Origin of the sequence: Kitasatospora sp. NPDC058063 (genome assembly GCF_042885395.1) — a bacterium.
GTDB lineage: Bacteria > Actinomycetota > Actinomycetes > Streptomycetales > Streptomycetaceae > Kitasatospora > Kitasatospora lactacystinica.
Map to the genome: position 1 here is coordinate 290,163 of NZ_JBHVSD010000002.1, position 23,408 is coordinate 313,570.

22 protein-coding genes are annotated in these 23,408 nt (G+C 73.6%); 8 read left to right on the forward strand and 14 right to left on the reverse strand.

From position 1 onward, the window contains the following. Positions 1–101 precede the first annotated feature (101 nt). From ACFVUY_RS05005 to ACFVUY_RS05040, 8 genes are all read right to left on the reverse strand, one after another. Entirely contained in the window at positions 102–1,049 is a 948-nt protein-coding gene (locus ACFVUY_RS05005) for an ABC transporter substrate-binding protein (RefSeq protein WP_387727422.1), read from the reverse strand. Between the two features lie 44 nt (positions 1,050–1,093). Continuing rightward, positions 1,094–1,771, reverse strand: coding sequence for an ABC transporter permease (locus tag ACFVUY_RS05010; protein ID WP_359900468.1), 678 nt, complete (start codon positions 1,769–1,771; stop codon positions 1,094–1,096). Continuing rightward, positions 1,768–2,439: an ABC transporter permease gene (locus ACFVUY_RS05015; protein ID WP_359900470.1), complete on the reverse strand. Its 672-nt coding sequence runs from the start codon at positions 2,437–2,439 to the stop codon at positions 1,768–1,770. The genes ACFVUY_RS05010 and ACFVUY_RS05015 overlap by 4 nt, the downstream gene beginning before the upstream one ends. Continuing rightward, positions 2,426–3,640, reverse strand: coding sequence for an ABC transporter ATP-binding protein (locus ACFVUY_RS05020; RefSeq protein WP_387727423.1), 1,215 nt, complete (start codon positions 3,638–3,640; stop codon positions 2,426–2,428). The genes ACFVUY_RS05015 and ACFVUY_RS05020 overlap by 14 nt, the downstream gene beginning before the upstream one ends. 214 nt (positions 3,641–3,854) lie before the next feature. Then, on the reverse strand, positions 3,855–4,241 hold the full coding sequence (locus tag ACFVUY_RS05025) for a rhodanese-like domain-containing protein (protein ID WP_387727425.1): 387 nt from the start codon (positions 4,239–4,241) through the stop codon (positions 3,855–3,857). Then, entirely contained in the window at positions 4,235–4,915 is a 681-nt protein-coding gene (locus ACFVUY_RS05030; protein WP_387727427.1) for a cysteine dioxygenase, read from the reverse strand. The genes ACFVUY_RS05025 and ACFVUY_RS05030 overlap by 7 nt, the downstream gene beginning before the upstream one ends. A 196-nt stretch (positions 4,916–5,111) precedes the next feature. Then, a complete protein-coding gene (locus tag ACFVUY_RS05035; protein WP_107086570.1) occupies positions 5,112–5,189 on the reverse strand; it encodes a putative leader peptide in 78 nt (25 codons plus the stop codon). Between the two features lie 162 nt (positions 5,190–5,351). Next, complete coding sequence (locus ACFVUY_RS05040) at positions 5,352–8,588, reverse strand: hypothetical protein (RefSeq protein ID WP_387727429.1); 3,237 nt, start codon at positions 8,586–8,588, stop codon at positions 5,352–5,354. Between the two features lie 432 nt (positions 8,589–9,020). On the opposite strand from ACFVUY_RS05040, the gene ACFVUY_RS05045 reads away from it, so the two are divergent. The 4 genes from ACFVUY_RS05045 (at position 9,021) to ACFVUY_RS05060 (ending at position 14,247) form a co-directional block, all read left to right on the forward strand. Next, positions 9,021–9,863, forward strand: a complete 843-nt coding sequence (locus tag ACFVUY_RS05045; RefSeq protein ID WP_359900480.1) for a nitrilase-related carbon-nitrogen hydrolase — start codon at positions 9,021–9,023, stop codon at positions 9,861–9,863. Positions 9,864–9,874: 11 nt separating this feature from the next. Next, positions 9,875–11,323, forward strand: coding sequence for a dihydropyrimidinase (gene hydA / locus ACFVUY_RS05050; protein ID WP_387727431.1), 1,449 nt, complete (start codon positions 9,875–9,877; stop codon positions 11,321–11,323). Between the two features lie 155 nt (positions 11,324–11,478). Then, the gene (locus tag ACFVUY_RS05055) at positions 11,479–12,492 is read left to right on the forward strand and encodes a TIGR03842 family LLM class F420-dependent oxidoreductase (protein ID WP_387727433.1); all 1,014 of its coding nucleotides are present in this window, start codon (positions 11,479–11,481) and stop codon (positions 12,490–12,492) included. 198 nt (positions 12,493–12,690) lie between these two features. Next, positions 12,691–14,247 (forward strand): NCS1 family nucleobase:cation symporter-1, encoded by a 1,557-nt coding sequence (locus tag ACFVUY_RS05060; protein WP_387727435.1) that lies wholly within the window; start codon positions 12,691–12,693, stop codon positions 14,245–14,247. Positions 14,248–14,413: 166 nt separating this feature from the next. Here the strand turns inward: ACFVUY_RS05060 and ACFVUY_RS05065 are convergent, their stop codons facing one another. Then, positions 14,414–15,661, reverse strand: coding sequence for a glycosyltransferase (locus ACFVUY_RS05065; protein WP_387727437.1), 1,248 nt, complete (start codon positions 15,659–15,661; stop codon positions 14,414–14,416). 256 nt (positions 15,662–15,917) lie between these two features. On the opposite strand from ACFVUY_RS05065, the gene ACFVUY_RS05070 reads away from it, so the two are divergent. Both ACFVUY_RS05070 and ACFVUY_RS05075 read left to right on the forward strand, forming a co-directional pair. Next, the gene (locus tag ACFVUY_RS05070; protein ID WP_355254305.1) at positions 15,918–16,184 is read left to right on the forward strand and encodes a GlsB/YeaQ/YmgE family stress response membrane protein; all 267 of its coding nucleotides are present in this window, start codon (positions 15,918–15,920) and stop codon (positions 16,182–16,184) included. Positions 16,185–16,390: 206 nt separating this feature from the next. Beyond that, on the forward strand, positions 16,391–16,654 hold the full coding sequence (locus ACFVUY_RS05075; RefSeq protein WP_359900491.1) for a GlsB/YeaQ/YmgE family stress response membrane protein: 264 nt from the start codon (positions 16,391–16,393) through the stop codon (positions 16,652–16,654). Here ACFVUY_RS05075 and ACFVUY_RS05080 read toward each other — a convergent pair. From ACFVUY_RS05080 to ACFVUY_RS05100, 5 genes are all read right to left on the reverse strand, one after another. After that, the gene (locus tag ACFVUY_RS05080; protein WP_387727793.1) at positions 16,641–17,642 is read right to left on the reverse strand and encodes an ADP-ribosylglycohydrolase family protein; all 1,002 of its coding nucleotides are present in this window, start codon (positions 17,640–17,642) and stop codon (positions 16,641–16,643) included. The two genes, ACFVUY_RS05075 and ACFVUY_RS05080, sit on opposite strands and share 14 nt — an antisense overlap. A 293-nt stretch (positions 17,643–17,935) precedes the next feature. Next, entirely contained in the window at positions 17,936–18,523 is a 588-nt protein-coding gene (locus ACFVUY_RS05085) for a TetR family transcriptional regulator (protein WP_380537943.1), read from the reverse strand. Between the two features lie 74 nt (positions 18,524–18,597). After that, positions 18,598–19,611 (reverse strand): aldo/keto reductase, encoded by a 1,014-nt coding sequence (locus ACFVUY_RS05090; protein ID WP_387727439.1) that lies wholly within the window; start codon positions 19,609–19,611, stop codon positions 18,598–18,600. A 218-nt stretch (positions 19,612–19,829) separates the two neighbouring features. Beyond that, the gene (locus ACFVUY_RS05095; protein WP_387727441.1) at positions 19,830–20,132 is read right to left on the reverse strand and encodes a GNAT family N-acetyltransferase; all 303 of its coding nucleotides are present in this window, start codon (positions 20,130–20,132) and stop codon (positions 19,830–19,832) included. Positions 20,133–20,141: 9 nt separating this feature from the next. Then, a complete protein-coding gene (locus tag ACFVUY_RS05100) occupies positions 20,142–21,068 on the reverse strand; it encodes a class I SAM-dependent methyltransferase (RefSeq protein ID WP_387727443.1) in 927 nt (308 codons plus the stop codon). 197 nt (positions 21,069–21,265) lie between these two features. Here ACFVUY_RS05100 and ACFVUY_RS05105 point away from each other — a divergent pair, with 197 nt between their 5' ends. Both ACFVUY_RS05105 and ACFVUY_RS05110 read left to right on the forward strand, forming a co-directional pair. After that, positions 21,266–22,621, forward strand: coding sequence for a sensor histidine kinase (locus ACFVUY_RS05105; RefSeq protein WP_387727445.1), 1,356 nt, complete (start codon positions 21,266–21,268; stop codon positions 22,619–22,621). Beyond that, entirely contained in the window at positions 22,618–23,277 is a 660-nt protein-coding gene (locus ACFVUY_RS05110; RefSeq protein WP_359900504.1) for a response regulator transcription factor, read from the forward strand. Before ACFVUY_RS05105 ends, ACFVUY_RS05110 begins: the two co-directional genes overlap by 4 nt. Positions 23,278–23,408 lie beyond the last annotated feature (131 nt).

The window sequence follows — 23,408 nt, forward strand, 5'->3', positions numbered from 1 at the left end:
GGCGGCGGCCCGGAGGAAACTCCTCCGGGCCGCCGCGTTCACGATCGGCGGGCGTCCGCAGGCATCCGCGGGCGTCCACGGGCGTCCGCGCCGGAGCGCCGTCAGCCGAGTCCGTTGGACTTCAGCCAGTCCTTGGCGACCGCCGACGGGTCCTCCTTGTCCACCGACACGCGCTTCATCAGAGCCACCAGCCCGGCGGTGTCGAGCTTGGCCGACACCGCGTTGAGCGCCGCCGTCGCGGTCGCGTCCACGCCCGCCTTGTAGACCAGCGGGGTGACGTTCTGCGCGCCGAAGATGTTCTTCGGATCGGCCAGCGGGACGAGCTTGTACTGAGCGATCTTCGGGTCGGTGGTGAACACGTTGCCGACCTGGATGTTGCCGTCCTTGAGCGCGTTCGCGGTGGTGTCGGCGGTGGGCTTCCACTCCTTGAAGGTCAGCCCGTAGACGTCCTTGAGCTGCTGCTCGCGACGGTTCTTGAACTCCGGCGGCCCGCCGATGGTGAACTCTCCGGCCTTGGCGGCGAGGTCGGCGATGCTCTTGAGGTTGTCCTTGTCGGCCGTCTCCTGGGTGACGCTGAGCGAGTCCTTGTCCTCGGCCGGGGAGGATTCGAGGAGGCCCAGCGAGGCGGGCAGCGTCGTGCTGAGCGCCGCGTTCACCTCCTGGGTGGTGGCGGCGGTGGACTTGGGGTCCAGGTAGGCGAGCAGCGAGCCGTTGTACTCCGGCAGGACGGTCAGGTTGCCGCTCTGCAGCTCTCCGTAGAGCACCTCGCGGCTGCCGATGTTGAACTTCTCCTGGACCTTGACGCCCTTGGCCTTGAGCGCCTGCGAGTAGATCGACCCGAGCAGGACGTTCTCCGGGAAGTTGGCCGAGCCGACCACGACCGTCGACCCTGAGCCGCCTGAGCCACCCGAGCCGCCTGCCGGGGCCGAGGCGCTCGACCCCCCGCCGAGCGGGTCCCCGCCGGAGGATCCGCAGGCGGTGGCGCCGAGGGCGAGCGCGGCGAGGGTGCCGAGGACGACGGCGCGACGGCTTCGGTTGATTGTCGACATGATGACAAATGTCCTTCCGGAACGGGAGGTGAGGGAGACGGACGTCAGTGGGGCCGCTGCTGGGCGCGCACCCCGGGCGGGAGCGCGAACCGGGCGAGCAGGGCGAAGAACAGCTGGGCGGCGACCGCGAGCAGCACCACCAGCAGCGCGCCGCCCACGGTCACGGCGTACTGGCGGGTCGCCAGCCCGTCGATGACGTAGCGGCCGAGGCCGCCCAGACCGACGTAGGCGGCCACCGTGGCGGTCGCGATCACCTGCACGGTCGCCGTGCGGAAGCCGGCCAGCAGGGTCGGCGCGGCCGAGGGCAGGCAGACCTGCCGCAGCACCTGGGGATGGGTCAGCCCGATGCCGCGGGCGGCGTCCCGGACGTCCGGGTCGGTGCCGCGCACCCCCTCGACGGCGGCCACCAGCAACGGCGGCGCGGCGAGGGCGACCAGCGGGATCAGCACGGCGGTGTCGCCGACCCCGGCGAGCAGCACGGCCAGAGTCACCAGGCCGAGGGTGGGCAGGGCGCGGGCGGCGCCCGCGAACGCGGTCACCACGGTGACGCCGCGCCCGGTGTAGCCGATCAACAGCCCGAGCGGGACGGCGAGCAGCGTCGCGCACAGCAGGGCCTCGCCGGAGAGCAGCAGGTGCTCGGCGACCCGGTGCGCGATCGAGTCCGGCCCGCTGAGGTGGTCCGGCGCGGTGAAGAAGTCACCCAGCCAGTTCAGCCAGTTCACGAGCCGGCTCCCTTCTCCCGGACGGCCCAGGGCGCGAGCAGTCGCCGGGCGGTGACCAGCAGCAGGTCGACGGCCAGTGCCAGGACGGCGATCAGCGCGATGCCGGCCACGATCGGGGTCGGGAAGGTGCGCTGGAAGCCGTCGACGAACAGGTAGCCGAGCCCGCCGCGGCCGACCAGCGCACCCACGCTCGCCAGCGAGATGCTGGACACCGCGGCGACCCGCAGTCCGGCGATCAGGTACGGCACGGCGGCGGGCAGCTCGACCGAGGTCAGCCGGTGCCACGGCCCGTACCCCATCGCGGTCGCGGCCTGCCGGACGGCGTCCGGGACGGCGCGCAGTCCGTCCACGGTGGTCGGCAGCAGCACGGCGAGGGCGTAGAAGGTGAGCGGGATCATCACGGTCGCCTGGGTGGCGAGGCCGGTGTACGGGATCAGCACCACGAACACGGCCAGCGAGGGCAGCGCGTAGACGATGTTGAACACGGCGGACAGCGGCTGGTACAGCCGGGGGTAGCGGGCGCAGGCCAGGCCGAGCGGGACGGCCAGCAGCAGGCCGATGAGCACGGGGACGAGGGCGATCACGGCGTGGTCGGCGAGCAGGTGGCCGAGGTAGCCGAGGTGGTCGCCGATCCAGTACCAGCGGACGATCGGTTCATCGTCCACCATCGGCTCCGTCCGTGCCGACCGTGCCGTCCGTGAGGCCTGTGCCGCCTGTGCTGCCGGTGTCGCTCGCGTCGCCCGTGCCGCCGGTGGCGCTCGCGTCGTCCGCGTGGCTCCCGGCGATCGGGGGCTTGTCGATGCGGACGGGGGCATCGGCGGCCGGCGAACCGGAGGCGTCGGGCCGCAGCGCGGCGAGGACGGCCTCGCGGCTCGCGGTGCCGGTGACCCGGCCGTCGGCGTCCAGCGCCACGGCGACCCCGGCGGGGGAGAGGACGGCGGCGTCCAGCGCGGTGCGCAGGGTGTCGCTGTCCGGGTGGAAGCCGGCCGTCGGCTGGAGTTCGGCGACGACGGCGTCGCGGTCGATCCAGCCGATCGGGCGGCGCTCGTCGTCCAGCGCCAACTCCCAGCCCCCGTAGCGGAGTCCGTGGCCCACCGGGCGGAGCTCGACGGCCCGGGCGGGGCGCAGGCCGAGGCCGCGCAGGCCCCGGTCGCGCCCGAGGAAGGCGGCCACGCCCTCGTCGGCTGGGGTGGTGAGCAGGGTGTGCGGGTCGGCCAGCTGGGCGATCCGTCCGCGCTCGCGGAGCACCACCACCTGGTCGCCGAGCCGGACGGCCTCCTCGATGTCATGGGTGACGAACAGCACCGTCTTGTGCAGCTCGGACTGGAGCCGCAGCAGCTCCTCCTGGAGCCCGGCCCGCACCACCGGGTCGACCGCGCTGAACGGTTCGTCCATCAGCAGCACCGGCGGGTCGGCGGCCAGCGCCCGCGCCACGCCGACCCGCTGCTGCTGGCCGCCGGACAGCTGGAACGGGTACCGCTTGGCGGTCTCCGGTGCGAGGCCGACCAGTTCGAGCAGTTCGGCGGCGCGGGCGCGGGCCTTCTTGCGGTCCCAGCCGAGCAGGTAGGGGACGGTGGCGATGTTGTCGATCACCTTGCGGTGCGGGAAGAGCCCGGCCTGCTGGATCACGTACCCGATGCCACGGCGCAGCTTGGCGGGTTCCAGCTTCGCGACGTCCGTGTCGTCCAGCAGGACCCGGCCCGAGGTGGGCTCGACCATTCGGTTGACCATGCGCAGCAGGGTGGTCTTTCCGCAGCCGGACGGGCCGACCAGGACGGTTATCCGACCGGTCGGGACCTCCAGGTCCAGGCCCTCGACCGCGACGGTGCCGTCGGGGTGGCGCTTTCCGGCGCCCTCGAATCTGATCACGTGGGAGTTTCCTCGTCAGGGCGCCCCGGGGAGGCGGCGCCTGGGTCGTTCGGTCGTTCGGTCGGGTCGTTCGGTGACGGCGGTTTCAAGCGCCCGGGCGTACTTCCGCCCGCGTGGCTGCCCAGCTTTGGACCGGCGGAAACTCTGATCAGACTATGACCTGCATCATCTCCTGTCCTTGATTTACCGCCCGGCACGCGGTGCGACTGCGACCTCAGCCGCCCTGACGGGTCGGCAGACCGGAGGCCGCCCAGCCCACGAAACCGCCGTCCAGGTCGGTCGCCCGGTGCAGCCCCAGCTCGCGCAGGGAAGCGGCGGCCAGGCTGGAGGCGTAGCCCTCGGAGCAGACCACGATCACCTCGACGTCGTAGCCCGAGGCCTCGGGGATCCGGTGACTGCTCGTCGGATCGAGCCGCCACTCCAGCACATTGCGCTCGATGATCAGCGAGCCGGGGATCTCCCCCTCGGCCGCCCGCTGCGCCGCCGGACGGATGTCCACCAGCAGCGCGCCGTCCAACTGGGCCTGGTAGGCCTCGCGGGCGCGCGGCCGGTGCACGCCCTGCCGGGCCCGCTCCACCAGGTCGTCGATCGTGGTCACCATTGTTCCGGTCCTTCCTCGGAGGTGCGGACGAGCCCGCCGGCCCGCAGGTCGTAGTGCGCCATCGAGCTCAGCGGCGGCGAGTAGGCGTGCAGGGTGACGGCAGGGCCGACGGCGGTGTTGCGCACGTCGTGCACGTACTCGGGGCCGAAGGCGCGGGCGGTGCCGGCCGGGATCCGCCGGATCAGCAGGCCCTGCTCCGGGCCGCCGAGGGACAGCTCCTCCAACTCGCCGAGGGCGACGGTGAAGGCGCCGCGCGAGCCGCCGTGGTCGTGGAAGCCGGTGGACTGGCCGGGCAGCCAACTGATCAGCCACACCTCGTGGTCCTCGTCGGCCGCCAGGCGGCGGTACCAGCGCTCCTCGGTGGAGAGGCGGACGTGGTGGATCCACTCGTCGGGCCGCTCGGCCAGCTCGCGGACGATGGTCCGCAGGGTGCTGGGGGTGAGCGGCGCGAGGGTGTCCCCGACGGGCGGCGGTGGTGGCTCGGGGGCGCTCGCCGGGCTCGCGGAGCCGGCGGCGGTGGTTGTGCCGATGGTGTCGGCGGTGGTGGTGCCGGCGGTGGTGATGGCACCGGCACCGGCACCGGCATCGGCACCGGTGGTGGTGCCGGTGCCGATGTCGGCTTCGGGGCCGGTGGCCGGGCGGGTGGGGCGGCTGATGCTCGGGCTCGGGCTCATGGGGCGTCCTCGGGTGCGGCGGGAACGTCGGCGGGAAGCGCCCGGCGTCCGGCGGCGTCGGACGGGCGCGGGCCGACGGAGCGGCTCGGCACGAACGGGTGCGCCGGGGCGGGGCAGGAGTCAGAACTGCGGGTACGGGTGCGCGGCGCGGGACCTGGCGGACGTCACAGGGCGGGACCGGCGGGGGAGAGCAAGGTCAACAGGCACAGATGGAACTCGCCTGGCGTCGCAGATCGACGTGCAGGCGGCAGACCAGAGTGGCGCCGGAGTCCATGCGCCGGATCTTTCCCGAGCGAACCGGACGAAGTCAAGCCGAGCCGGCGGCCCGCCGCCGTCCGTTGCCGGTGCCGGGCGGACCCGTCGGCCCCCGGTCGGACCGCCCTTCGAGCACTCCTCGACCGTCCTCCTCGACCGCCCCTGGTCCACTCCTCGACCTCTACTCCTCGACCAGGTGACGCGGAACCGGTGGACTCGTGGAGGACGGCGCCGACGCGGTGTCGCCCGTCGGCTGTGCGGGCACCGATCCGTCGGCGCCCGGCGCCGGTCCGGCCGGTGCCTGGTCGGCCAGTGCCTGTTCGACCAGGGGCGCGGCCTGCTCGCCCAGGTGGCGGCCGAGTGTCTGGTAGGCGTCGAACTGCTGGTGGTCGAACCACTGGTCGCTGGTGCGGTCGTTCGGGAAGGCCCGGTTCGCCATCGCGTAGGCGTGCAGCTCGTACGGCATGTCGGGGGTCAGCACCGCCTGGAGGACGACCAGCCGGCCGTGCCGGACTGCCCCTGGCCCCTCGTCCAGGTCCGGGTAGTGGATGTCCCCGGTGATCACCGCCCGGGCCGAGAGCCGGGCGGACAGCTGTGCCGCGAGCCCGCGCAAGGGAGGCCGGCGGCCCGCGCGGCCGTTCGCGCCGTCGTCCGCGCCGCCGCCCCCGGCGGGTGGGTCGGTGGGTCGGGCGCACGGCAGGTCGGTCGGCAGGTCGGCGGCGCTGCCGGGGATCAGCAGTTCGGGCTCGTGCAGGGTGATGACGACGCCCAGCTCCTCGCGGGCCAGGGTGATCGCGGCGGCCAGCTTGACGGCGTAGCCCGCGTCCCCGCTGGCGTCGATGCAGACCGCCGTGCCCACCCGGTGCCGCAGCAGCTCGACCAGCCCGAGGTTCTCGTAGTGGCCGCCGTCGGTGGTGAGCAGGAAGCGGTCGTCGGCCGGGAACCGCCCGATCAGCTCCCGCAGTTGGTACGGAAGGCGGCGGACGGCCGGCTGCGCGGGGCGGCGCCAGTCCGGTGGGCCGGACCAGTCCGGGCCGAGCACCGCCGGGTTGGGCAGCCATGTGCCGAGGCGGGCGTTGGCCACCGCGAAGAGTCGCTGGTGGACCCGGGATTCCCGCCCCATCGCGGAGGAGAAGGCCGCGCCGGACACGGCCATCGCCGACTGCACGGTGAGGTCCCGGGCGATGTGCGGACGGGTGCGCCGCTCCAGCAGGTCGGTGCGCGCGTACCCGATGTCCGGACCGCCCACGTAGTCGTACGAGAGCGAGAAGGAGACCGCCGGACGGCCCGGCGGCGTACGGGAGTTGCCCGACAGGTTGGCCGCCGCCGAGAAGATCACCTGGGGGAAGTCGGGGCGCCGGGCGCCGTAGTGGCTCAGCCAGGTCTGCTCCCGGAAGAAGTGGTACGGGCGGGCCACCGACCGGCCGCCCTCGGTGGCGCGCCGGACCGCGAACGCCGAGGCCAGTCGCAGCCGGTAGAACGGGTGCAGGCTCATCCAGGTCTGGTCGAGGTTCAGCCCGACCGCGCCGAGCAGTAGCGGCAGCAGCACCTGGACGGCGGTCGGCCAGGCGTACCCGGTGGCGACCGCCCAGCCGAGGGCCAGCAGCGCACCGGCCGTCAGCGCCAGGAGGGCGGACCACACCACGAGGGTCTGGGGCAGGCCGGCGGCACGACCACCGTGGGCACGGCCCGCGCCGCGGCCGGTACCGCGCTCTGCCGTGCCCGCCGTGCCCGGTGGGGTGGCACCCCGGCCGGGCGAGCGGCGGTCGCGCCAGAGTATGCCGAGCAGCAGGGCCAGGTAGCTGAGCGCCACGGTCAGGCCGAGACCCGCGCCGGTCAGCTGCGGCCCGGCTGCCAGCGCCTGCTGCAGCCGCACCGCGCCCCAGGCCAGCTCCGGCACCGCCAGCACCCCGACGGCCAGCAGCGCGGCCAGCCCGAGGAGGCCGAGGTTGGCCCGGCGCAGTGCGCGCGGCAGCAGCGCCTGCCAGCCGAGCGACGGGAAGGCCAGCAGCCAGAGCAGCCAGCACCCGGCGGCCGTGGCCAGCAGCACGCCGAGGGCGGCGAGCGCGGGCACCCGGAACTCCAACGGGCCCGGTACGGCGTCGGTGTGGCGCAGCCCGGCGGCCGCCAGGTGGCTCAGGTCGGTGAGCGGTACGGCCCGGTAGCAGCGGCTGAGTCCGAGGCCGAGCGTCAGGACGGCGGCCAGCAGCAGGGTGAGCGCGGACAGGACGCCACGCAGCAGCGTCCCGAGGGCGACCAGCCACTCGCCGGCGCCGTCGGCGACGTACTTGCCGTGCCGGCGGAGGTGGTCCTCCTCGGGGGAGCCGGGTTCCATCACGGTGTCGGCTGTCAGGCCCGAGACGGCGTGCACCGGACTGTCGGGCGCCGAGTCGCTGAGCGCGAGCTGGAGCGCGCCGACGGTGTAGCCGCCGCCCGAGACGGAGACGAGGTAGCGGGCCCGTTTCAGCCAGGGCCGCAGCGACTGGAGCGCGCCGAGGGTGACGCAGGCCGAGCGGATGCCGCCGCCGGAGGCGCAGAAGCCGAGTTCGGCGGGTTCGCGGCCGGGCGGCACCCGTGCGGCGTCGCGCCAGCGGGCGTGCCGGACCGGGGTGTCCCGGGCGCCCGGCGGGCCGTGGGCGTCCGGAGGCGCGGCGGCGGCCGGTGGGGCGCCGTGCCGGGTGGCGGTCGGCCAGGGCGGGATCAGCGCCGGGCGCTCGGGGGAGTCGGTGCCGTGGGCCTTCGCGCCCGCCCGCGCCGGCCGGAGCCCGCGTACGGCGCGGGTGGCGGTCACCACCAGGAGCCCTGCCGCGACCGCCCCGGCGGGCAGGAGCAGCAGCCATTTGACGGTGGCGAGCGCGGTGGCGGCGGCGAAGGGGGTGTCGGAGGAGGTGTCGGAGCCGCCCGTGCCGGGGCGGAGGCCGTCGAGCCCCGCGCGCAGCAACGCGTCCTCGCCGAGGTCGCAGCAGGCCGCCAGCAGCCCGGCGGCGCCGACCGCGAGCGCCGGCAGACGTCGGCGTGCCGGTCCGAGCAGGTACCCACCGAGCAGTGCGGTGGCGAGCAGCGTCAGCGCGTAGCCGCCGATCAGCCAGCCGTCGGCGCGCAGTGCGGCCAGGTGGTCCGCGACGCGCCCTCCGACCACCGCCTCGGCGGCCGCACGGGAACCGGCCAGTTGGAGGGCGACGTCCGGTACGTGCGGTGCCCGGTGCCGGAACAGCAGCCCGCCGAGGACGACCGGGACCAGTGCGCCGAGGGCGAGCAGCAGGCCGGCCCAGGCGGGCAGGGCGGGCGACCGAGCCGCGGGGCTTCCGCCCGTCGTCGTACCGGCCGGAACCGTGCCTCCCGCCTCGCCTCCCGCCTCGCCCCCCGCCGTGCCTGCTGCTCCCGCAGTTTCCGCCGTTTCCGCTGCGGAATTCCGCACCACCGTCATCGTCACCCCCGCTCGGTCGCCTCGATCCCCCGTGATCGAGCCGTCGAACTCGCATGAAACCAGCGAGGACTGACGGTCCATCGCGATCCACAGCGAAGTTCATGCGGCTCTTACCCGGCCATCGCCATGTGCGCACCCCGGGCGTTCGGTTTCACTCGAACGAGTAAGGAGGTGACTCTCGGGGTAGATCGTCTTTTCATCGCACCCGGGACCGCCCGCGTGTCCGCGCAACAAGATCTCCCCAGACGCGTTTCCGTCAACGTATTGTCAGGCCACCGAGGCCGGGCCTACCGTCTACAGATCGCTTTCTACGCACGTAGACCCTGTGGTTCCCCGAGCGGAACCGCGGGTCAGACCCGCCCCGTCAACCCTCAGACCGCGGGCCCGACCGCACGGCCGGACCGCGGAGTTGCGGAGGTACCCATGTCGCAGATCGTCCGTGCCGCGCTCGTCCAGACCCGCTGGACCGGCGACCAGGAGAGCATGATCGCGCTCCACGAGCGGTACGCCCGCGAGGCCGCCGCCCAGGGCGCGAAGATCATCGGCTTCCAGGAGGTCTTCAACTCCCCGTACTTCTGTCAGGTCCAGGAGGCCGAGCACTACCGCTGGGCCGAGGCCGTTCCCGACGGCCCGACCGTGCGCCGGATGCGGGAACTCGCCCGCGAACTCGGGCTGGTGATGGTCGTCCCGGTCTACGAGGAGGAGCAGCCCGGCGTCTACTACAACACCGCCGCCGTCATCGACGCCGACGGCAGCTACCTCGGCAAGTACCGCAAGCACCACATCCCGCAGGTCAAGGGCTTCTGGGAGAAGTACTACTTCAAGCCCGGCAACCTCGGCTGGCCCGTGTTCGACACCGCCGTCGGCAAGGTCGGCGTGTACATCTGCTACGACCGCCACTTCCCCGAGGGCTGGCGTGCCCTGGGCCTGGCCGGCGCGCAGATCGTCTACAACCCCTCGGCCACCAGCCGCGGCCTGTCCGCCTACCTCTGGCAGCTCGAACAGCCCGCCGCCGCCGTCGCCAACGAGTACTTCGTCGCCGCGATCAACCGCGTCGGCACCGAGGAGTACGGCGACAACGACTTCTACGGCACCTCCTACTTCGTGGACCCGCGCGGCCAGTTCGTCGGCGACGTCGCCTCCGACAAGGAGGAGGAACTCGTCGTCCGCGACCTCGACCTCGGCCTGATCGAGCAGGTCCGCCAGCAGTGGGCGTTCTACCGCGACCGCAGGCCCGACGCCTACGGACCGCTCGCCGAGGCGTGAGGAGCAGCGCGATGACCACCAACGACGTGCGGGCCGCCCGCGACCCGCACCAGCGCACCGTCGTCCGCGGCGGCCTCGTCATCACCGCGACCGAGGAGGTCCACGCCGACGTCCTGATCGAGGGCGAGCGCATCGCCGCCCTCGCCGCCACCGGCAGCTCCGCCGCCGGGGCCTGGACCGCCGACACCGTCATCGACGCCACCGGCCACTACGTCATCCCCGGCGGCGTCGACGCCCACACCCACATGGAACTGCCGTTCGGCGGCACCGCGGCCTCCGACACCTTCGAGACCGGCACCCGGGCCGCCGCCTGGGGCGGCACCACCACCATCGTGGACTTCGCCGTCCAGCCGGTCGGCGGCTCCCTGCGCGAGGGCCTGGACACCTGGCACGCCAAGGCCGAGGGCAACTGCGCGATCGACTACGCCTTCCACACCATCGTCTCCGACGTCAACGACGCCGTGCTGAAGGAGATGGACGCCCTCGTGGACTCCGGCGAGTCCACCTCCTTCAAGCTCTTCATGGCCTACCCCGGCGTCTTCTACAGCGACGACGGCCGCATCCTGCGCGCCATGCAGCGCGGCGCCGCCAACGGCGGGCTGATCATGATGCACGCGGAGAACGGCATCGCCATCGACGTCCTGGTCGAACAGGCGCTCGCCGCCGGGAGGACTGCCCCCCGCTACCACGGCGAGGTCCGCCGCGAACTGCTGGAGGCGGAGGCCACCCACCGGGCGATCAAGCTCGCCCAGGTGGCCGGCAGCCCGCTCTACGTGGTGCACGTCTCCGCCGCCGCCGCGCTCGCCGAAATCGCCCAGGCCCGGGACACCGGCCTCAACGTCTTCGGCGAGACCTGCCCGCAGTACCTCTTCCTCTCCACCGACAACCTCGCCGAGGAGGGCGCCGACGGCTTCGAGGGCGCCAAGTATGTGTGCAGCACGCCGCTCAGGCCGCGCGAGCACCAGGAGGCGCTCTGGCGCGGGCTGCGCACCAACGACCTCCAGGTGGTCTCCACCGACCACTGCCCGTTCTGCTTCGTCGGCCAGAAGGAGCTGGGCCGGGGCGACTTCTCGAAGATCCCCAACGGCCTGCCCGGCGTCGAGAACCGGATGGACCTGCTCCACCAGGCCGTGGTGGACGGGCACATCAGCCGGCGCCGCTGGGTCGAGCTCGCCTGCACCACCCCGGCCCGGATGTTCGGCCTGCACCCGCGCAAGGGCACGATCGTCCCGGGCGCCGACGCCGACCTGGTGGTCTACGACCCCACCGCGGTGCAGACCGTCTCCGCCGCGACCCACCACATGAACGTGGACTACTCGGCCTACGAGGGCCGCCGACTCACCGGCCGGGCGCGGACGGTGATGTCGCGCGGCACCGTCGTGCTGGACGACGGCGCCTGGCTCGGCCGGGCCGGCCACGGCGCCTTCCTGCGCCGGGACACCTGCCAGTACCTGGTCTGAGCCCTCTCCCGCTTCCCGCCCCTCCCGCCGTGCGGCGTCACCTGGCGCCGCCTGCTCGCCGTTCCACCGCTCGCCGTCCGACCGCTGTCCGCCCGCCGCTCCGATCCGGTCGGGGGTCGGTCGGCGGCGGGCAGAACCCTTACCTGGAGCCCTCCATGGACATCGGCCTCGTCCTTCAGACCGACCCGCCCGCCCGGCTGCTCATCGACCGGATGATCCGCGCCGAGCAGGCCGGTTTCAGCCACGGCTGGACCTTCGACTCCTGCGTGCTGTGGCAGGAGCCCTTCGTCATCTACAGCCGGATCCTCGCCGAGACCGAGCGGATGACCGTCGGCCCGATGGTCACCAACCCCGGAACCCGCACCTGGGAAGTGACCGCCTCCACCTTCGCCACGCTCAACGACATGTACGGCAACCGGACCGTCTGCGGCATCGGCCGCGGCGACTCCGCCATGCGGGTCGCCGGACGACGCCCCGCCACCCTCGCCCGGCTCTCCGAAGCCATGCACGCCATCAAGGAGTTGGCCGAGGGGCGCACCGCCGAGGTGGACGGCACCGAGATGCACCTGCCGTGGGTTCGCTCCGGCGCGTCGCTGCCGATCTGGATGGGGGCCTACGGTCCGAAGGCACTGAATCTGACGGGCCGTCAGGCCGAAGGTTTCATCCTGCAGCTGGCCGATCCGTACCTCGCCGAGTTCATGGTCAAGGCGGTACGGGCCGCCGCCGTCGAGGCCGGCCGGGATCCGGACTCGATCACCGTCTGCGTCGCCGCCCCGGCCTACGTCACCGCGGACGACTCGCCCGAGGCGCTCGCCCATGCCCGGGAGCAGTGCCGCTGGTTCGGCGGGATGGTGGGCAACCACGTGGCCGACCTGGTCAGTCACTACGGCGAGCACTCCGACCTGGTGCCGGAGGCGCTCACCGACTACATCAAGGACCGGCAGGGCTACGACTACAGCCACCACGGGCGGGCCGGGAACCCGGACACGGCCTTCGTCCCGGACGAGATCGTCGACCGCTTCTGCCTGATCGGCCCGGCGGAGGCGCACCGGGCCCGGCTGGCGGAGCTCCGCTCGCTCGGCGTCGACCAGTTCGCCGTCTACGCCATGCACGACGCCATCGAGGCCACCATCGACGCGTACGGGACGGACGTCATCCCGCACCTGTGACGCCGACCCGCGCAGCTCCGTGCGGCGTCCTGCCCGTGCCGTCGATCGTGAACCATCCTGTGCGCCTGTCTGTGAACCCGGCCGTGAACCTGCCTGTGAACCTGCCCGTGAAGCCGACCGTGAGCCTGCTTGTGAACCCGCCCCTGACCCCCACCTGAGCCCGGCCGTGGATTCGGCCGCGGCGGACGGGAGTTGTCCGTGTCCGGAACCGAAACCAGCGGCAGCAGACAGCTTCATCACCCCGACGGCCGGGTCGAACTCGGCCCGGCCGCCGGACAGTTGCCCCCCAATGGATTCACCAGCGACGACCTGCGGCCGGTCCCGGTGGCGCGGCGCACCTGGACCACGTACAACTTCCTCGCGCTCTGGGTCGGCATGGCCCACAACATCCCGTCCTGGACCCTGGCTTCGGGCCTGGTCGCGCTCGGCATGGACTGGAAGCAGGCGGTGCTGACCATCGCACTCGCCAACCTCGTCGTGCTGGTCCCGATGCTGCTCACCGGGCACGCCGGCACCAAGTACGGCATCCCGTTCCCGGTCTTCGCCCGCGCCTCGTTCGGGTTGCGCGGCGCCAACCTGCCGGCCCTGCTGCGGGCGGCGGTGGCCTGCGCCTGGTTCGGCATCCAGACCTGGATCGGCGGCGAGGGCATCTTCCTGCTGGCCGGCAAACTGCTCGGTGAATCCTGGCGCACCGCCGGGGAGTTCGGCGGACACCCGTGGACCCAGTGGCTCTCGTTCCTGCTGTTCTGGCTGATCGAGATGGCCATCATCGCGCGGGGGATGGAGGCCCTGCGGCGGTTCGAGAACTGGGCGGCGCCGTTCGTCATCGTCGGCGCGCTCGCGCTGCTGGTGTGGATCACCGTCAAGGCGGGCGGGCTCGGGCCGCTGCTCGACCAGCCGTCCAGGCTGGGGTGGGGCGGCGGCTTCTGGAAGGTCTTCTTCCCGGCGCTGATGGGCATGATCGGGTTCTGGTCCACGCTCGCGCTGAACATCCCCGACTTCACCCGCTTCGGCGGCAGTCAGCGGGCCCAGATACGCGGGCAGGCGCTCGGCCTGCCGACCACGATGACGCTCTTCGCGTTCCTGTCCGTGCTGGTCACCTCTGGCTCCGAGGCGGTCTACGGGGTGCCGGTGTGGGATCCGATCCAGCTGGCCGCCAAGATGGAGAACCCGGTCGGCATCCTGTTCGCGCTGCTGACCGTGCTGGTCGCGACGCTGTCGGTGAACATCGCCGCCAACGTCGTGTCGCCCGCCTACGACCTCGCCAACCTGCTGCCCCGCCTCGTCGGCTTCCGGACCGGGGCGCTGATCACGGGGGTGGTCGGGATCGCGATCCTCCCGTGGCGGCTGATCTCCGACCCGCACGTGTACATCTTCACCTGGCTGGGCGTGGTCGGCGGCCTGCTCGGCACCGTCGGCGGAGTGCTGATCGCCGACTACTGGGTGCTGCGTCGCACCCGCCTCCGGCTCGCCGAGCTGTACCGGCCGGGCGGGGCGTACTGGTACGCGGCCGGTTGGAACTGGAGGGCCGTCACGGCGCTCCTGGTGGGCGGCGTGCTGGCGGTCGGCGGCTCGTACTCCACGCTTGACGCCGATGGGGCGAAGCAGGGTCCGTTCCCGGCGGACGGCCTGATCCCCGTCCTCAAGCCGCTCGCCGATTACGGCTGGGCCGTTGGGCTCGCGGCGGCGGCCGTGGTGTACCTGGGGCTGAGCGGGCCGTTCGGGAGGGGAGTTGCGCGGGCGGGGGAGGGCTGACGGATGACGGCGAACAGCTGACAGATGTTGAAATCTGTCAGCTGTTGGTTGTCGGCTGTTCGTCGTTCGCCGTTGTTCGTCGCCTGTCGCCTGTCGCCTGTCGCCTGTCGCCTGTCGCCTGTCGCCTGTCGCCTGCCGCCCGCCGTTCGCTGCCGCCGGTCGTTCCTCACCCGGCCGCTGCCGCCGCTCGGTCGACGGCGGCGAGGACCTTCGCGGTGCCGTCCTCGACGGCCAGGGTCGCCGCGACGGCCCGGGCGCGGGTGCGGTAGCGGGGGTCGTCGAGGGTCAGGCGCAGGGCGGTGGCGAGGCGGGCGGGGGTCAGGGTGCGCAGCGGGACGGGGCCGGGGGAGACGCCGAGCAGGGCCAGCCGGGCGGACCAGAACGGTGCGTCGAGCTGGGCGGGTACGGGGACGGTGGGAGTCCCGGAGCGGAGGGCGGCCGCCGTGGTTCCGGCGCCCGCGTGGTGGACCACGGCGGCGGTGCGGGGGAAGAGCCAGTCGTGCGGGGTGTCGCCGATGGTCAGGACGGAGTCCGAGTCCTCGGCGGCCAGTCCGCTCCAGCCGGACTGGAGGAGGAGGCGCACCCGGGCGGCGCGGGCGGCGGCGAGGACGGTGGCGGTGAGCCGGTCGGGGTCGGGGACGACCAGGCTGCCGAAGCCGACGAAGACCGGCGGCGGTCCGGCGGCGAGGAAGTCGAGCAGCCGGTCCGGGGGTGTCCAGTCCGGCCGCTCGGGCGGCCACCAGTAGCCCGCCACGTCCAGCCGGGGGTGCCAATCGGCGGGCCGGGGCACCACCAGCGGCGAGAAGCCGTGCAGGACGGGGTGGTCGCGACGGGCCCGGGCGACGCCGAGCGGCGGCAGGCCGAGCCGCTGCCGCAGCCCGCGGACGGCCGGCCCGAAGAGCCGGTCGGTCGCGGCCTGGACGGCGTGCCCCGCCAACAGGTTGCCGGACCGGCCGAGCGACCGGGTGCCGGTGACGGCGGGCGCGAACTCCCGGGTGGGGGAGAGGGGTTGGAGGTACAGCCCGATGCTGGGAATGCCGACCGCCTCGGCGGCGACCTGGCCGAGCGCGCTGGTGGTGCTGGTGGTCAGCAGCAGATCGGTGCCGAGCGCCGTGGCATCGGCGATGCCCTCGCCGAGTGCGGGCATGAACCTCCTGGCGAGTCGCAGGAGTTGCAGGATTCCACTCGGCCCGCTGCCGGCCCGCAGCAGGCGCCGTCCCTCGGCGGAGGCGAGTTCGGCGCGCGGGTCGACCGGTAGCGGGCGGAACTCCAGCCCGGCGGCCCGGACGGGCCCGGCGAAGGTGTCGTGGGTCGCGACGGCCACCTGATGTCCGGCCGCCCGCAGGCGGACGCCGAGCCCGGTGAAGGGGGCCACGTCGCCCCGGGAGCCGGCGGTGGCGATCAGGATGCGCATGGTCGCAGTATTTCGGCGTCGGCGGCGGGCAGGAAGGGCGCCACGCGCGGGGGCGGTCCGGCCCCGCCGGCCGGTATCGAATGCCGGCCTGCAGGTGGCGGGCGCCGCGAATGACCACGTGGCTGACCCCGTCAGATCCCTGCGGCGGGCCGGGCGGCCGAACCGGGCGGCGGAACCGGGTGGCGGGCGGAGGCGTCCTTCCGGGCAGAGCGCACGGGACGGGGCCCGGGGCGCCGCGGACGGGAGGGATGTCGGAATGAGCATCGTCGCGTGGATCGTGCTGGGCCTGCTGGCGGGTGCGCTGGCCAAGCTGCTGCTGCCGGGGAAGGACCCGGGCGGCCTGATTGTGACCACCCTGATCGGCATCGCCGGATCGTTCGTCGGCGGCTGGATCGCGTCGCACTTCCTGCACCGCTCGGTCACCGCGCACTTCTTCGACGCCGCGACCTGGGTGTCGGCGATCGGCGGCGCCCTGGTGCTGCTGATCGTCTACCGGCTGCTGTTCGGCAACTCGCGCCGCTGACGGCCGGGTTCTTTCCGTCACCGGTACCCGGGAGGCCATGGGACGGCCTGCCGTGAGGGGGTCCGCCGCCCGGACCGGCCGCGCCCGGATGGCCGGTTCGCACCGGTCCTTCCGGGCGCTGGAACGGTGCGGGGCTCTCGTACGTCTTTCCGGTCGGACCCGGGGGCTCGACGGGGTCGTCACACCGATGACGCAAGGGGCGGCGGATGAGCTGGATGGCGTGGATCGTGCTGGGCCTGGTGTCGGGGACGCTGGCCAGGATGGCGATGTCGAGGGGTGAGCGCGGCCTGATCGGCAGCACCCTGATCGGGATCACCGGCTCCTACATCGGCACCTGGATCGTCTCGAACTGGATGCACGGGGCGGTGAAGGTGAGCTTCCTCGACATCACGACCTGGGTGTCGGCGATCGGTGGCGCGATGGTCCTGCTCCTCGCCTACAAGGTGTTCCGCTTCATCACCCGCCGCTGACCGCCGGCCCGCGGCCGGGGGCCCCGGACGCCCCGGACGCCCCGGACGCCCCGGACGCCCCGGACGCCCCGGACGCCCCGGACGCTTCGGACGCCCCGGGGGCCCCGGACGCCTCGGCGACCCAGTCCGGGAGCGGCTCGCGGGCGGCGAGCCAGCCGGGCGGCACGTCCGCGAGTCCGGTCCGGGCGGCGACCACGCCGGCGGCGATGGCGCAGGTGGTGTCCTTGTCGCCCCAGCCCTCCAGGGTGTGCCAGACGGCCTCGGACAGCGAGTCCAGGTGCCCGGCCGCGGACCAGAGGGCGAACGGCACGGTGTCCGGGGCGGAGATCAGCGTCCCCGAGCCGAGCACGGTGGCGGCGTGCCGGACGCTGGTGTGCCCGGGCAGCCGGGCGGCGATCCGCAGCCCGGAGCGGACCTCGCAGTCCGGCAGCCGTCCGGCGACCTCGGTCAGCAACTCGGCCCGGCCGGGCGGGCTTCCGCCCCGGCTCCGGACCGCCAGCGCCGCCGCGAGGGCGACCGCCACCGCGCCGGCGACCGCCTCCGGGTGGAAGTGAGTGGTGAGCGCCTGCAGTTCGGCCTGCCGGACCACCGTGTCGAGGTCGTCGGCGAACCAGGCCCCCAGCGGGGCGACCCGCATCGCGGCGCCGTTCCCGTGCGAGCCCTGGCCCTCGAACTGGCCCGCGGTGATGGCGCGCCAGTCCCCGCCGGCGCCGATCCCGCGCAGTACCCGGTGCATCGACGGGCCGTACTTGCGGCCGTACTCACGGGCGTACTCGGCGGCGAACTCCCGGGCGAGCGCGTCCGGCCGGACCTCTCCCGCACCGAGCAGGTGGCGGACCAGCACGAGCGCCATGGCGGTGTCGTCGGTCCAGTGCCAGGGCGCGCGCCGGACCAGGCGGGCGGCCAGTGCGGCGGGTGCCTCGTCCGGCGGGACCGAGAACCAGCGGTCGCCGAAGGCATCGCCGAGAGCAGGGGCGTGTCTGACAATTCCCGCCGGGTGCGCGACGCCGGGGCACGCACCTCGCCGCGTTGTCGTCGGTCGCCAATGCTCCGCAGTGGCTCCCTCCTCCGCCTTGCGATGCACGCACCCCGACGCCGCGCCCTGATCCGACGCGAATTGTCAGACACGCCCTGGCCCCTCCAAGCTGTCCAGGACCGGGCGGGCCGCACGCATGTCATCCTCCGAGTGAGATCAACTGTGTGCGGCAGTCTGCCGGACGGGCGGGGCGCCGGCGAACGGATTTCCCGCCGCTCGCCGGCGCCCCGTTTGCTGACGTACCGTCACTTCACCTTCAGGCCGCCGAGGACGAGCTTCCAGACGGCCTCGAACCGGTCGTCGACCCCGGGCGTGGACCAGGTGGACGCGTAGGCCGGGTCGTGGAAGGGGCCGGTGGCGTCGAAGACGGCGCGGGCGGTGTTGCGGATGTGGGCGAGCTTGAACTCCTTGCGCTCCGTGCCGTCCGTGACGATCTGCGCGATCTGGTCGACCAGGGTGTCGACATGGGCGTTCACCAGGCCGCTGTTCTCCTCGACCAGCACCATGTAGGTGGCGAACAGCTCCGGGTCGTCCAGCGCCTTCTTCCGCTTGGCCGTGAACAGCGTCCTCAGCCAGCGGTGCAGCCGCTCGGAGGCGGGGCCGCCCTCATTGGAGACGGTCGCCAGCTCGTGGTGCGCCTGGTCCAGCCAGCGCTGGGTGACCGCCTCGCGCAGCGCGGCCTTGCTGGGGAAGTGGCGGTAGACGCTGCTGTGGCTGACGCCGAGGATTCGGGCGACGTCCACGACGGTGGCCTTGGCCGGGCCGAACCGCCGGAGGACGTCCTCCGCCGCGATCAGGATCTGCTCGGCGGTGAGTGTGGTGTCCGTGGTCACGGGGAGGTCCGTCCTTTGGGTCGTGCGGTCTGGTCGTGCGGTCGGGGCGTGCGGCGGCGGCGCCGGTGGTGCGGTCAGCGCTCGCTGTCCAGGTGGGCCATCTGTGCGGCAGCGTACCGGTCACCTGCGGCGGCGCCGGCGGGTACGGCGGCCTCGACGGCGGCGAGGTCGGGCCCGGTCAGCGTGACGTCGAGCGCGCCGAGGGCCTCGGCCAGACGGTCCCGGCGGCGGGCGCCGACCAGCGGGACGACGTCCTGCCCGCGCGAGGCCACCCAGGCGATGGCGACCTGGGCGACGGTCGCGCCCCGCGCGGCGGCGATCTCGCGCAGGGCCTCGACCAGCGCCAGGTTGTGGGCCAGGTTCTCGCCCTGGAAGCGCGGACTGTGGCTGCGGAAGTCGGTGCCGGCGAGGGCGCGTTCCCGGTCCCAGTGGCCGCTGAGCAGGCCGCGGGAGAGCACGCCGTAGGCGGTGATGCCGATGCCGAGCTCGCGGGCGGCGGGCAGGACGGCGGCCTCGATCGAGCGGGAGAGCAGCGAGTACTCGATCTGGAGGTCGCTGATCGGGTGGACGGCGGCGGCCCGGCGCAGGGTGTCGGCGCCGACCTCGGAGAGTCCGATGTGGCGGACGTAGCCGGCCTTCACCAGGTCGGCGATGGCGCCGACGGTTTCCTCGATCGGGACGTCCGGGTCCAGACGGGCCGGGCGGTAGACGTCGATGTGGTCGGTGCGCAGGCGGCGCAGGGTGTAGGAGAGCGCGGTCTTGGTGGCGGCGGGGCTCGTGCTGTAGCCGAGCCACTGGCCGTCGGGGCCGCGCTGGGCGCCGAACTTCACGCTGATCTGCACGCTCTCGCGGTCGCGGCCGCGCAGCGCTTCGTGGATCAGCAGCTCGTTGTGGCCCATGCCGTAGAAGTCGCCGGTGTCGAGGAGGGTGATTCCGGCGTCGAGGGCCGCGTGGATGGTGGCGATGCTCTCGGCCTCGTCGGCCGGGCCGTACAGGTCGGACATGCCCATGCAGCCGAGGCCGAGGGCCGAGGTGACCGGCCCGGTGGTGCCGAGGGTGCGCTGGGCGGGGCGGGTGTGCGGGGACACGGGGGCTCCAAGGGGCGGGTGCGGCGCCGGGAGGCGGGGCAGGGTGGCCCGGGTGCCACTGTGGCACGACAGCGAACAGATTTCAAAATCTGTTCGCTGTCGTCTGTTATCTGAAAGTTGAACTCTGCCTGTTGTCATTTGTTCGGACGAACGCCCCCTGGATCAACCACCCCCGCCGCAGCTGCCCGAACGGTCGCGACACGGCTGCCCGCCGACCGTCAGTGGGCGACCCGGCTGCGGTTCTCGTACGCGAAATCGGTGACCTCGGGGTGGCGGAGCATCCAGCCCTTGATGAAGGGGCAGGTCGCCAGTACGGCCAGGCCGCGGGCGCGGGCGTCGTCCAGGGCTGCGCGGGCCAGCGCACTGCCGATGCCCCGGCCCTCGAAGGCGGGCTCGACCACGGTGTGCGGATAGACCACCAGCTGGTCGCCGCGCAGGTACTCGGCGAAGCCCGTCGGCCGGTCGTCCTCCCAGGCCTCGAAGCGGTTGTGGGCTTCCACGTCACGTACCGAGAGGGTCATCGAGGCTCCTCACCGCCGGAGAGTCGCGGCCGGGCCCGGCCCCGGTCCGCCATCGGGCGACCGGGGCCGCCCCGCCCGTCGATCGCCGGTCGTCCCCGTCCCCGTCCCCGTCGTCTCCGCCTCCGCCCGCTCCGTCCACGGCTTCTTCGCGGCGGCCGTCGGTTCACCGGCCGCGCTCCCGCCCGGCGCCCAGGCCTCGCGTCCGCCCGGCGCCCGCAGCAGGTAGGCACGGGCGGGCGGCACGTTGCGCCACACCGTGCGCTCGCCCAGGCCGTACGCCGCCTCGAACCCCCGCAGCAGCCGCACCACCGCCCGGTGGCGGGCGGTGCGGCGGGGGCCCGAGGTGAGGGTGCGCGCCGTCGTCGTGCCGAGGTACCCGAAGTACGTCAGCTCGCCACCGGGCGCCAGCAGCCGCAGGTAGAGGTCGAGGATGTCGCGTACCCGCGCGGGCTCGAAGTTGGTGAACGGAAGCCCGGACACGATCGCGTCGTACCGCTGCGCGCAGTCCTCCGGCCGGGCCCCCTCCGGCTCCGCCGCACGGGACTCCGGAAGCTCCTCGACCCGGCAGGCCGACAGCCGCAGCCCGATGCCGGGGTGGCGCGCGGCCAGGACGGGGTCCTCCCGGAGCCGCTCGGCGAACCGCGGGTTGGCCTCGACGACGTGCAACCGGTCACCCGGGCGCAGCACTCGGGCGAGCCGGCGGGTCACCACGCCCGTTCCGGCGCCGACCTCCAGCACCGAGATCGGACGGTTCGGGCGGCTGGTGACCGGTACCACCAGCGCGTTCACCAGCTCGGGGCCGCTCGGGGCCAGCGCGCCGGTGTCGTGGAAGGTGCGCAGGGCCTCGGCGAGGAACAGCAGGCGGTCCCCGCCGACGGGCGAACCGTACCGGGGGGCAAGGGACTTGGGGCCGTGGTGGAGCCGTTCACTGGTCATGCCGTCGACGCTAGGCAGGGCGGGGCCGCCGCGAATCGGCCGGTCAGTGGCGCCGACCCCCGACGAAAGTCGAGGGTGCGGTTACCCGGAAGACAGAGGTGTTCCACGGTCGAGCGCCCCTAGCATCGAGCCCGAGGTACCGAACACCGAACCTGCGGAAGGCTTTCGGGGCGGGGGAGAGGGAAAGGAGGGGCGTCATGCGCAGGAGCGTGCTCGGCTGGTACGGGCCGGACCACCGGGCCGGAATCGATACCTTGTTGCTGCTCGGAGTGCTCGGCCTGGCCATCGAGGAGGCGTTGGTCCAGTGGACGCGCTCCGACGGTCCACTGCGCCTGCCGCGCACGGTCGTTGCCGCGCTCGCCGCGCTCTCGCTCGTCTTCGCCCGCCGTTACCCGGTGGCCTCGGCCGTGCTGCCGGCACTCACCGGCGGGTCGTTCAACCGGGCCTTCCCCGGCCTGTTCAGCGTCTTCCACCTCGCCTACCTGGGCCGGACCGGCCCGGCGGTGGCGGCCGGCGCGGCCATCGTGGTGGGCAGTGCGGCGGGTGCGGATTCGCTGATCGGCTGGGCCGGCACCGCCGGGTCCCAACTCCTCGTCCAGGCCGCCGTCCTGGCGGTCGCCCTGTGGCTGCACGGCAGACGGGTGCTGATCCGCACCCTGCACGAGCAGGTCGACGCGCTGCGCCGCGAGCGCGAGCTGCGTGCCGACCAGGCCCGAGCCGCCGAACGCGCCCGGATCGCCCGGGAGATGCACGACGTGCTGGCCCACCGGCTCAGCCTCCTGGTGCTGCACGCCGGGGTGCTGCGCGACCAGGCCAGGGCCGGTACCGTCGCCGCGGACACCGACCGCCTCACCCACCGACTCGAACTGCTGCGCACCACTGCCGCCCGATCGCTCGACGATCTGCGCGACGTCCTGGGCGCGTTGCGGGCCGACCCTCCGGTCCCGCACGCCGCGGGAGGCGATCCGCCCGTGCCGGCCGAGGCCGGGAGCGTCCCGGCGCCAGCCCTGCGCGACCTCACCGAACTCGTCGGCGAGGCGACCCAGGCCGGCCAACGGGTCCAACTCGCCCTCTCGGGAGACCCGGAGACCATCCCGACCACCCACCGGCTGGCCGTGCACCGGTTGGTCCAGGAGGCGCTGACCAACGCCCGCAAGTACGCGCACGCCGCGCCCGTCACCGTCCGGGTCGGCTACGGGGCGCCGGCGACGACGGTCGAGGTCCGCAACGGCCCGGGCGAGGCGATGCCGGACGGGCCGCGGACCGGCGGCGGGTACGGGCTGGTCGGGCTGGCCGAACGGGTCGAGGCCCTCGGCGGCCACCTCGACGCCGGTCCGGAGGGTGGCGGCGGCTTCCGGCTCTCCGCCCGGTTGCCCGCGCCGGACCGCCCGCCGCAGCTGGTGCCCGACCCGGCTCCCGTCCCGGGCGAGGGTTCGCCACCACCACCGGGGCGCGCGTCGTCGGACCCGGCGCGGGCGTCTCCGGGGCAGGGGCAGGGGCAGGGGCAGGGGCAGGACCAGGAACCGAAGCAGGAGCCGAAGGGTGCCGCATGATCCGAACAATGGTGGTCGACGACGACGCGCTGGTTCGACTCGGCCTGGTCGACCTCCTGGCCCAGGACCCGGCACTCACCGTGGTCGCCGAGGCCGCCGACGGGTTGCAAGCCGTCGAAATCGCCGGCAGCCGGCGGATCGACGTCGCGCTGATGGACATCCGGATGCCCCGGCTCGACGGGATCGCCGCCACCCGCCGGCTGCGCGAACTCCCGGACGGCCCGCGGGTCATCGCCCTCACCACCTTCGATCTGGACGAGTACGTGTACCAGGCGCTCGCGGCCGGGGCGGACGGCTTCCTGCTCAAGGACACCCCGCCCGCGGAGATCGCCCGGGCCGTCCACGTCGTCGCGGGCGGTCAGGGGATGCTGCACCCTGCGGCCGCGCGGCGGCTGATCGACCGCTACCACCGGGTCGGGGCGCCCCGGTCGGTGGCCGCCCGTCACCGGGTCGCCGGGCTCACCCCGCGGGAGACCGACGTGCTGCGCGAACTCGCCGACGGCCTCTCCAATGCCGAGATCGCGGGCGTGCTCGGAATGCGCGAGAGCACCGTCAAGGCGCATGTCAGCCGGATCCTGACCGGGCTCGGTGTCGGCAACCGGGTCCAGGCGGCGTTGCTCGCACGCGACGCCGGGCTGGTGGGCGACGGTGGCTGAGGACGAACGGCGGACAGCGACTGCGGCCGGGGCCGCGCACCGGGGTTCCGGTCGGTCGTGCACGCTCGCACACATTCGTGCACGTCCGTGTTGGGCCTGCTCCCGCCGTGCAGGGGCGCCTCCCTGTCGTG

Coding starts and splice junctions, on each gene's coding strand:
- ACFVUY_RS05005 (WP_387727422.1), bottom strand. CDS start 1,049: ATGTCGACAATCAACCGAAGCCGTCGCGCCGTCGTCCTCGGCACCCTC.
- ACFVUY_RS05015 (WP_359900470.1), bottom strand. CDS start 2,439: ATGGTGGACGATGAACCGATCGTCCGCTGGTACTGGATCGGCGACCAC.
- ACFVUY_RS05025 (WP_387727425.1), bottom strand. CDS start 4,241: ATGGTGACCACGATCGACGACCTGGTGGAGCGGGCCCGGCAGGGCGTG.
- ACFVUY_RS05030 (WP_387727427.1), bottom strand. CDS start 4,915: ATGAGCCCGAGCCCGAGCATCAGCCGCCCCACCCGCCCGGCCACCGGC.
- ACFVUY_RS05035 (WP_107086570.1), bottom strand. CDS start 5,189: ATGGACTCCGGCGCCACTCTGGTCTGCCGCCTGCACGTCGATCTGCGA.
- ACFVUY_RS05045 (WP_359900480.1), top strand. CDS start 9,021: ATGTCGCAGATCGTCCGTGCCGCGCTCGTCCAGACCCGCTGGACCGGC.
- hydA (WP_387727431.1), top strand. CDS start 9,875: ATGACCACCAACGACGTGCGGGCCGCCCGCGACCCGCACCAGCGCACC.
- ACFVUY_RS05055 (WP_387727433.1), top strand. CDS start 11,479: ATGGACATCGGCCTCGTCCTTCAGACCGACCCGCCCGCCCGGCTGCTC.
- ACFVUY_RS05065 (WP_387727437.1), bottom strand. CDS start 15,661: ATGCGCATCCTGATCGCCACCGCCGGCTCCCGGGGCGACGTGGCCCCC.
- ACFVUY_RS05070 (WP_355254305.1), top strand. CDS start 15,918: ATGAGCATCGTCGCGTGGATCGTGCTGGGCCTGCTGGCGGGTGCGCTG.
- ACFVUY_RS05075 (WP_359900491.1), top strand. CDS start 16,391: ATGAGCTGGATGGCGTGGATCGTGCTGGGCCTGGTGTCGGGGACGCTG.
- ACFVUY_RS05095 (WP_387727441.1), bottom strand. CDS start 20,132: ATGACCCTCTCGGTACGTGACGTGGAAGCCCACAACCGCTTCGAGGCC.
- ACFVUY_RS05100 (WP_387727443.1), bottom strand. CDS start 21,068: ATGACCAGTGAACGGCTCCACCACGGCCCCAAGTCCCTTGCCCCCCGG.
- ACFVUY_RS05105 (WP_387727445.1), top strand. CDS start 21,266: ATGCGCAGGAGCGTGCTCGGCTGGTACGGGCCGGACCACCGGGCCGGA.
- ACFVUY_RS05110 (WP_359900504.1), top strand. CDS start 22,618: ATGATCCGAACAATGGTGGTCGACGACGACGCGCTGGTTCGACTCGGC.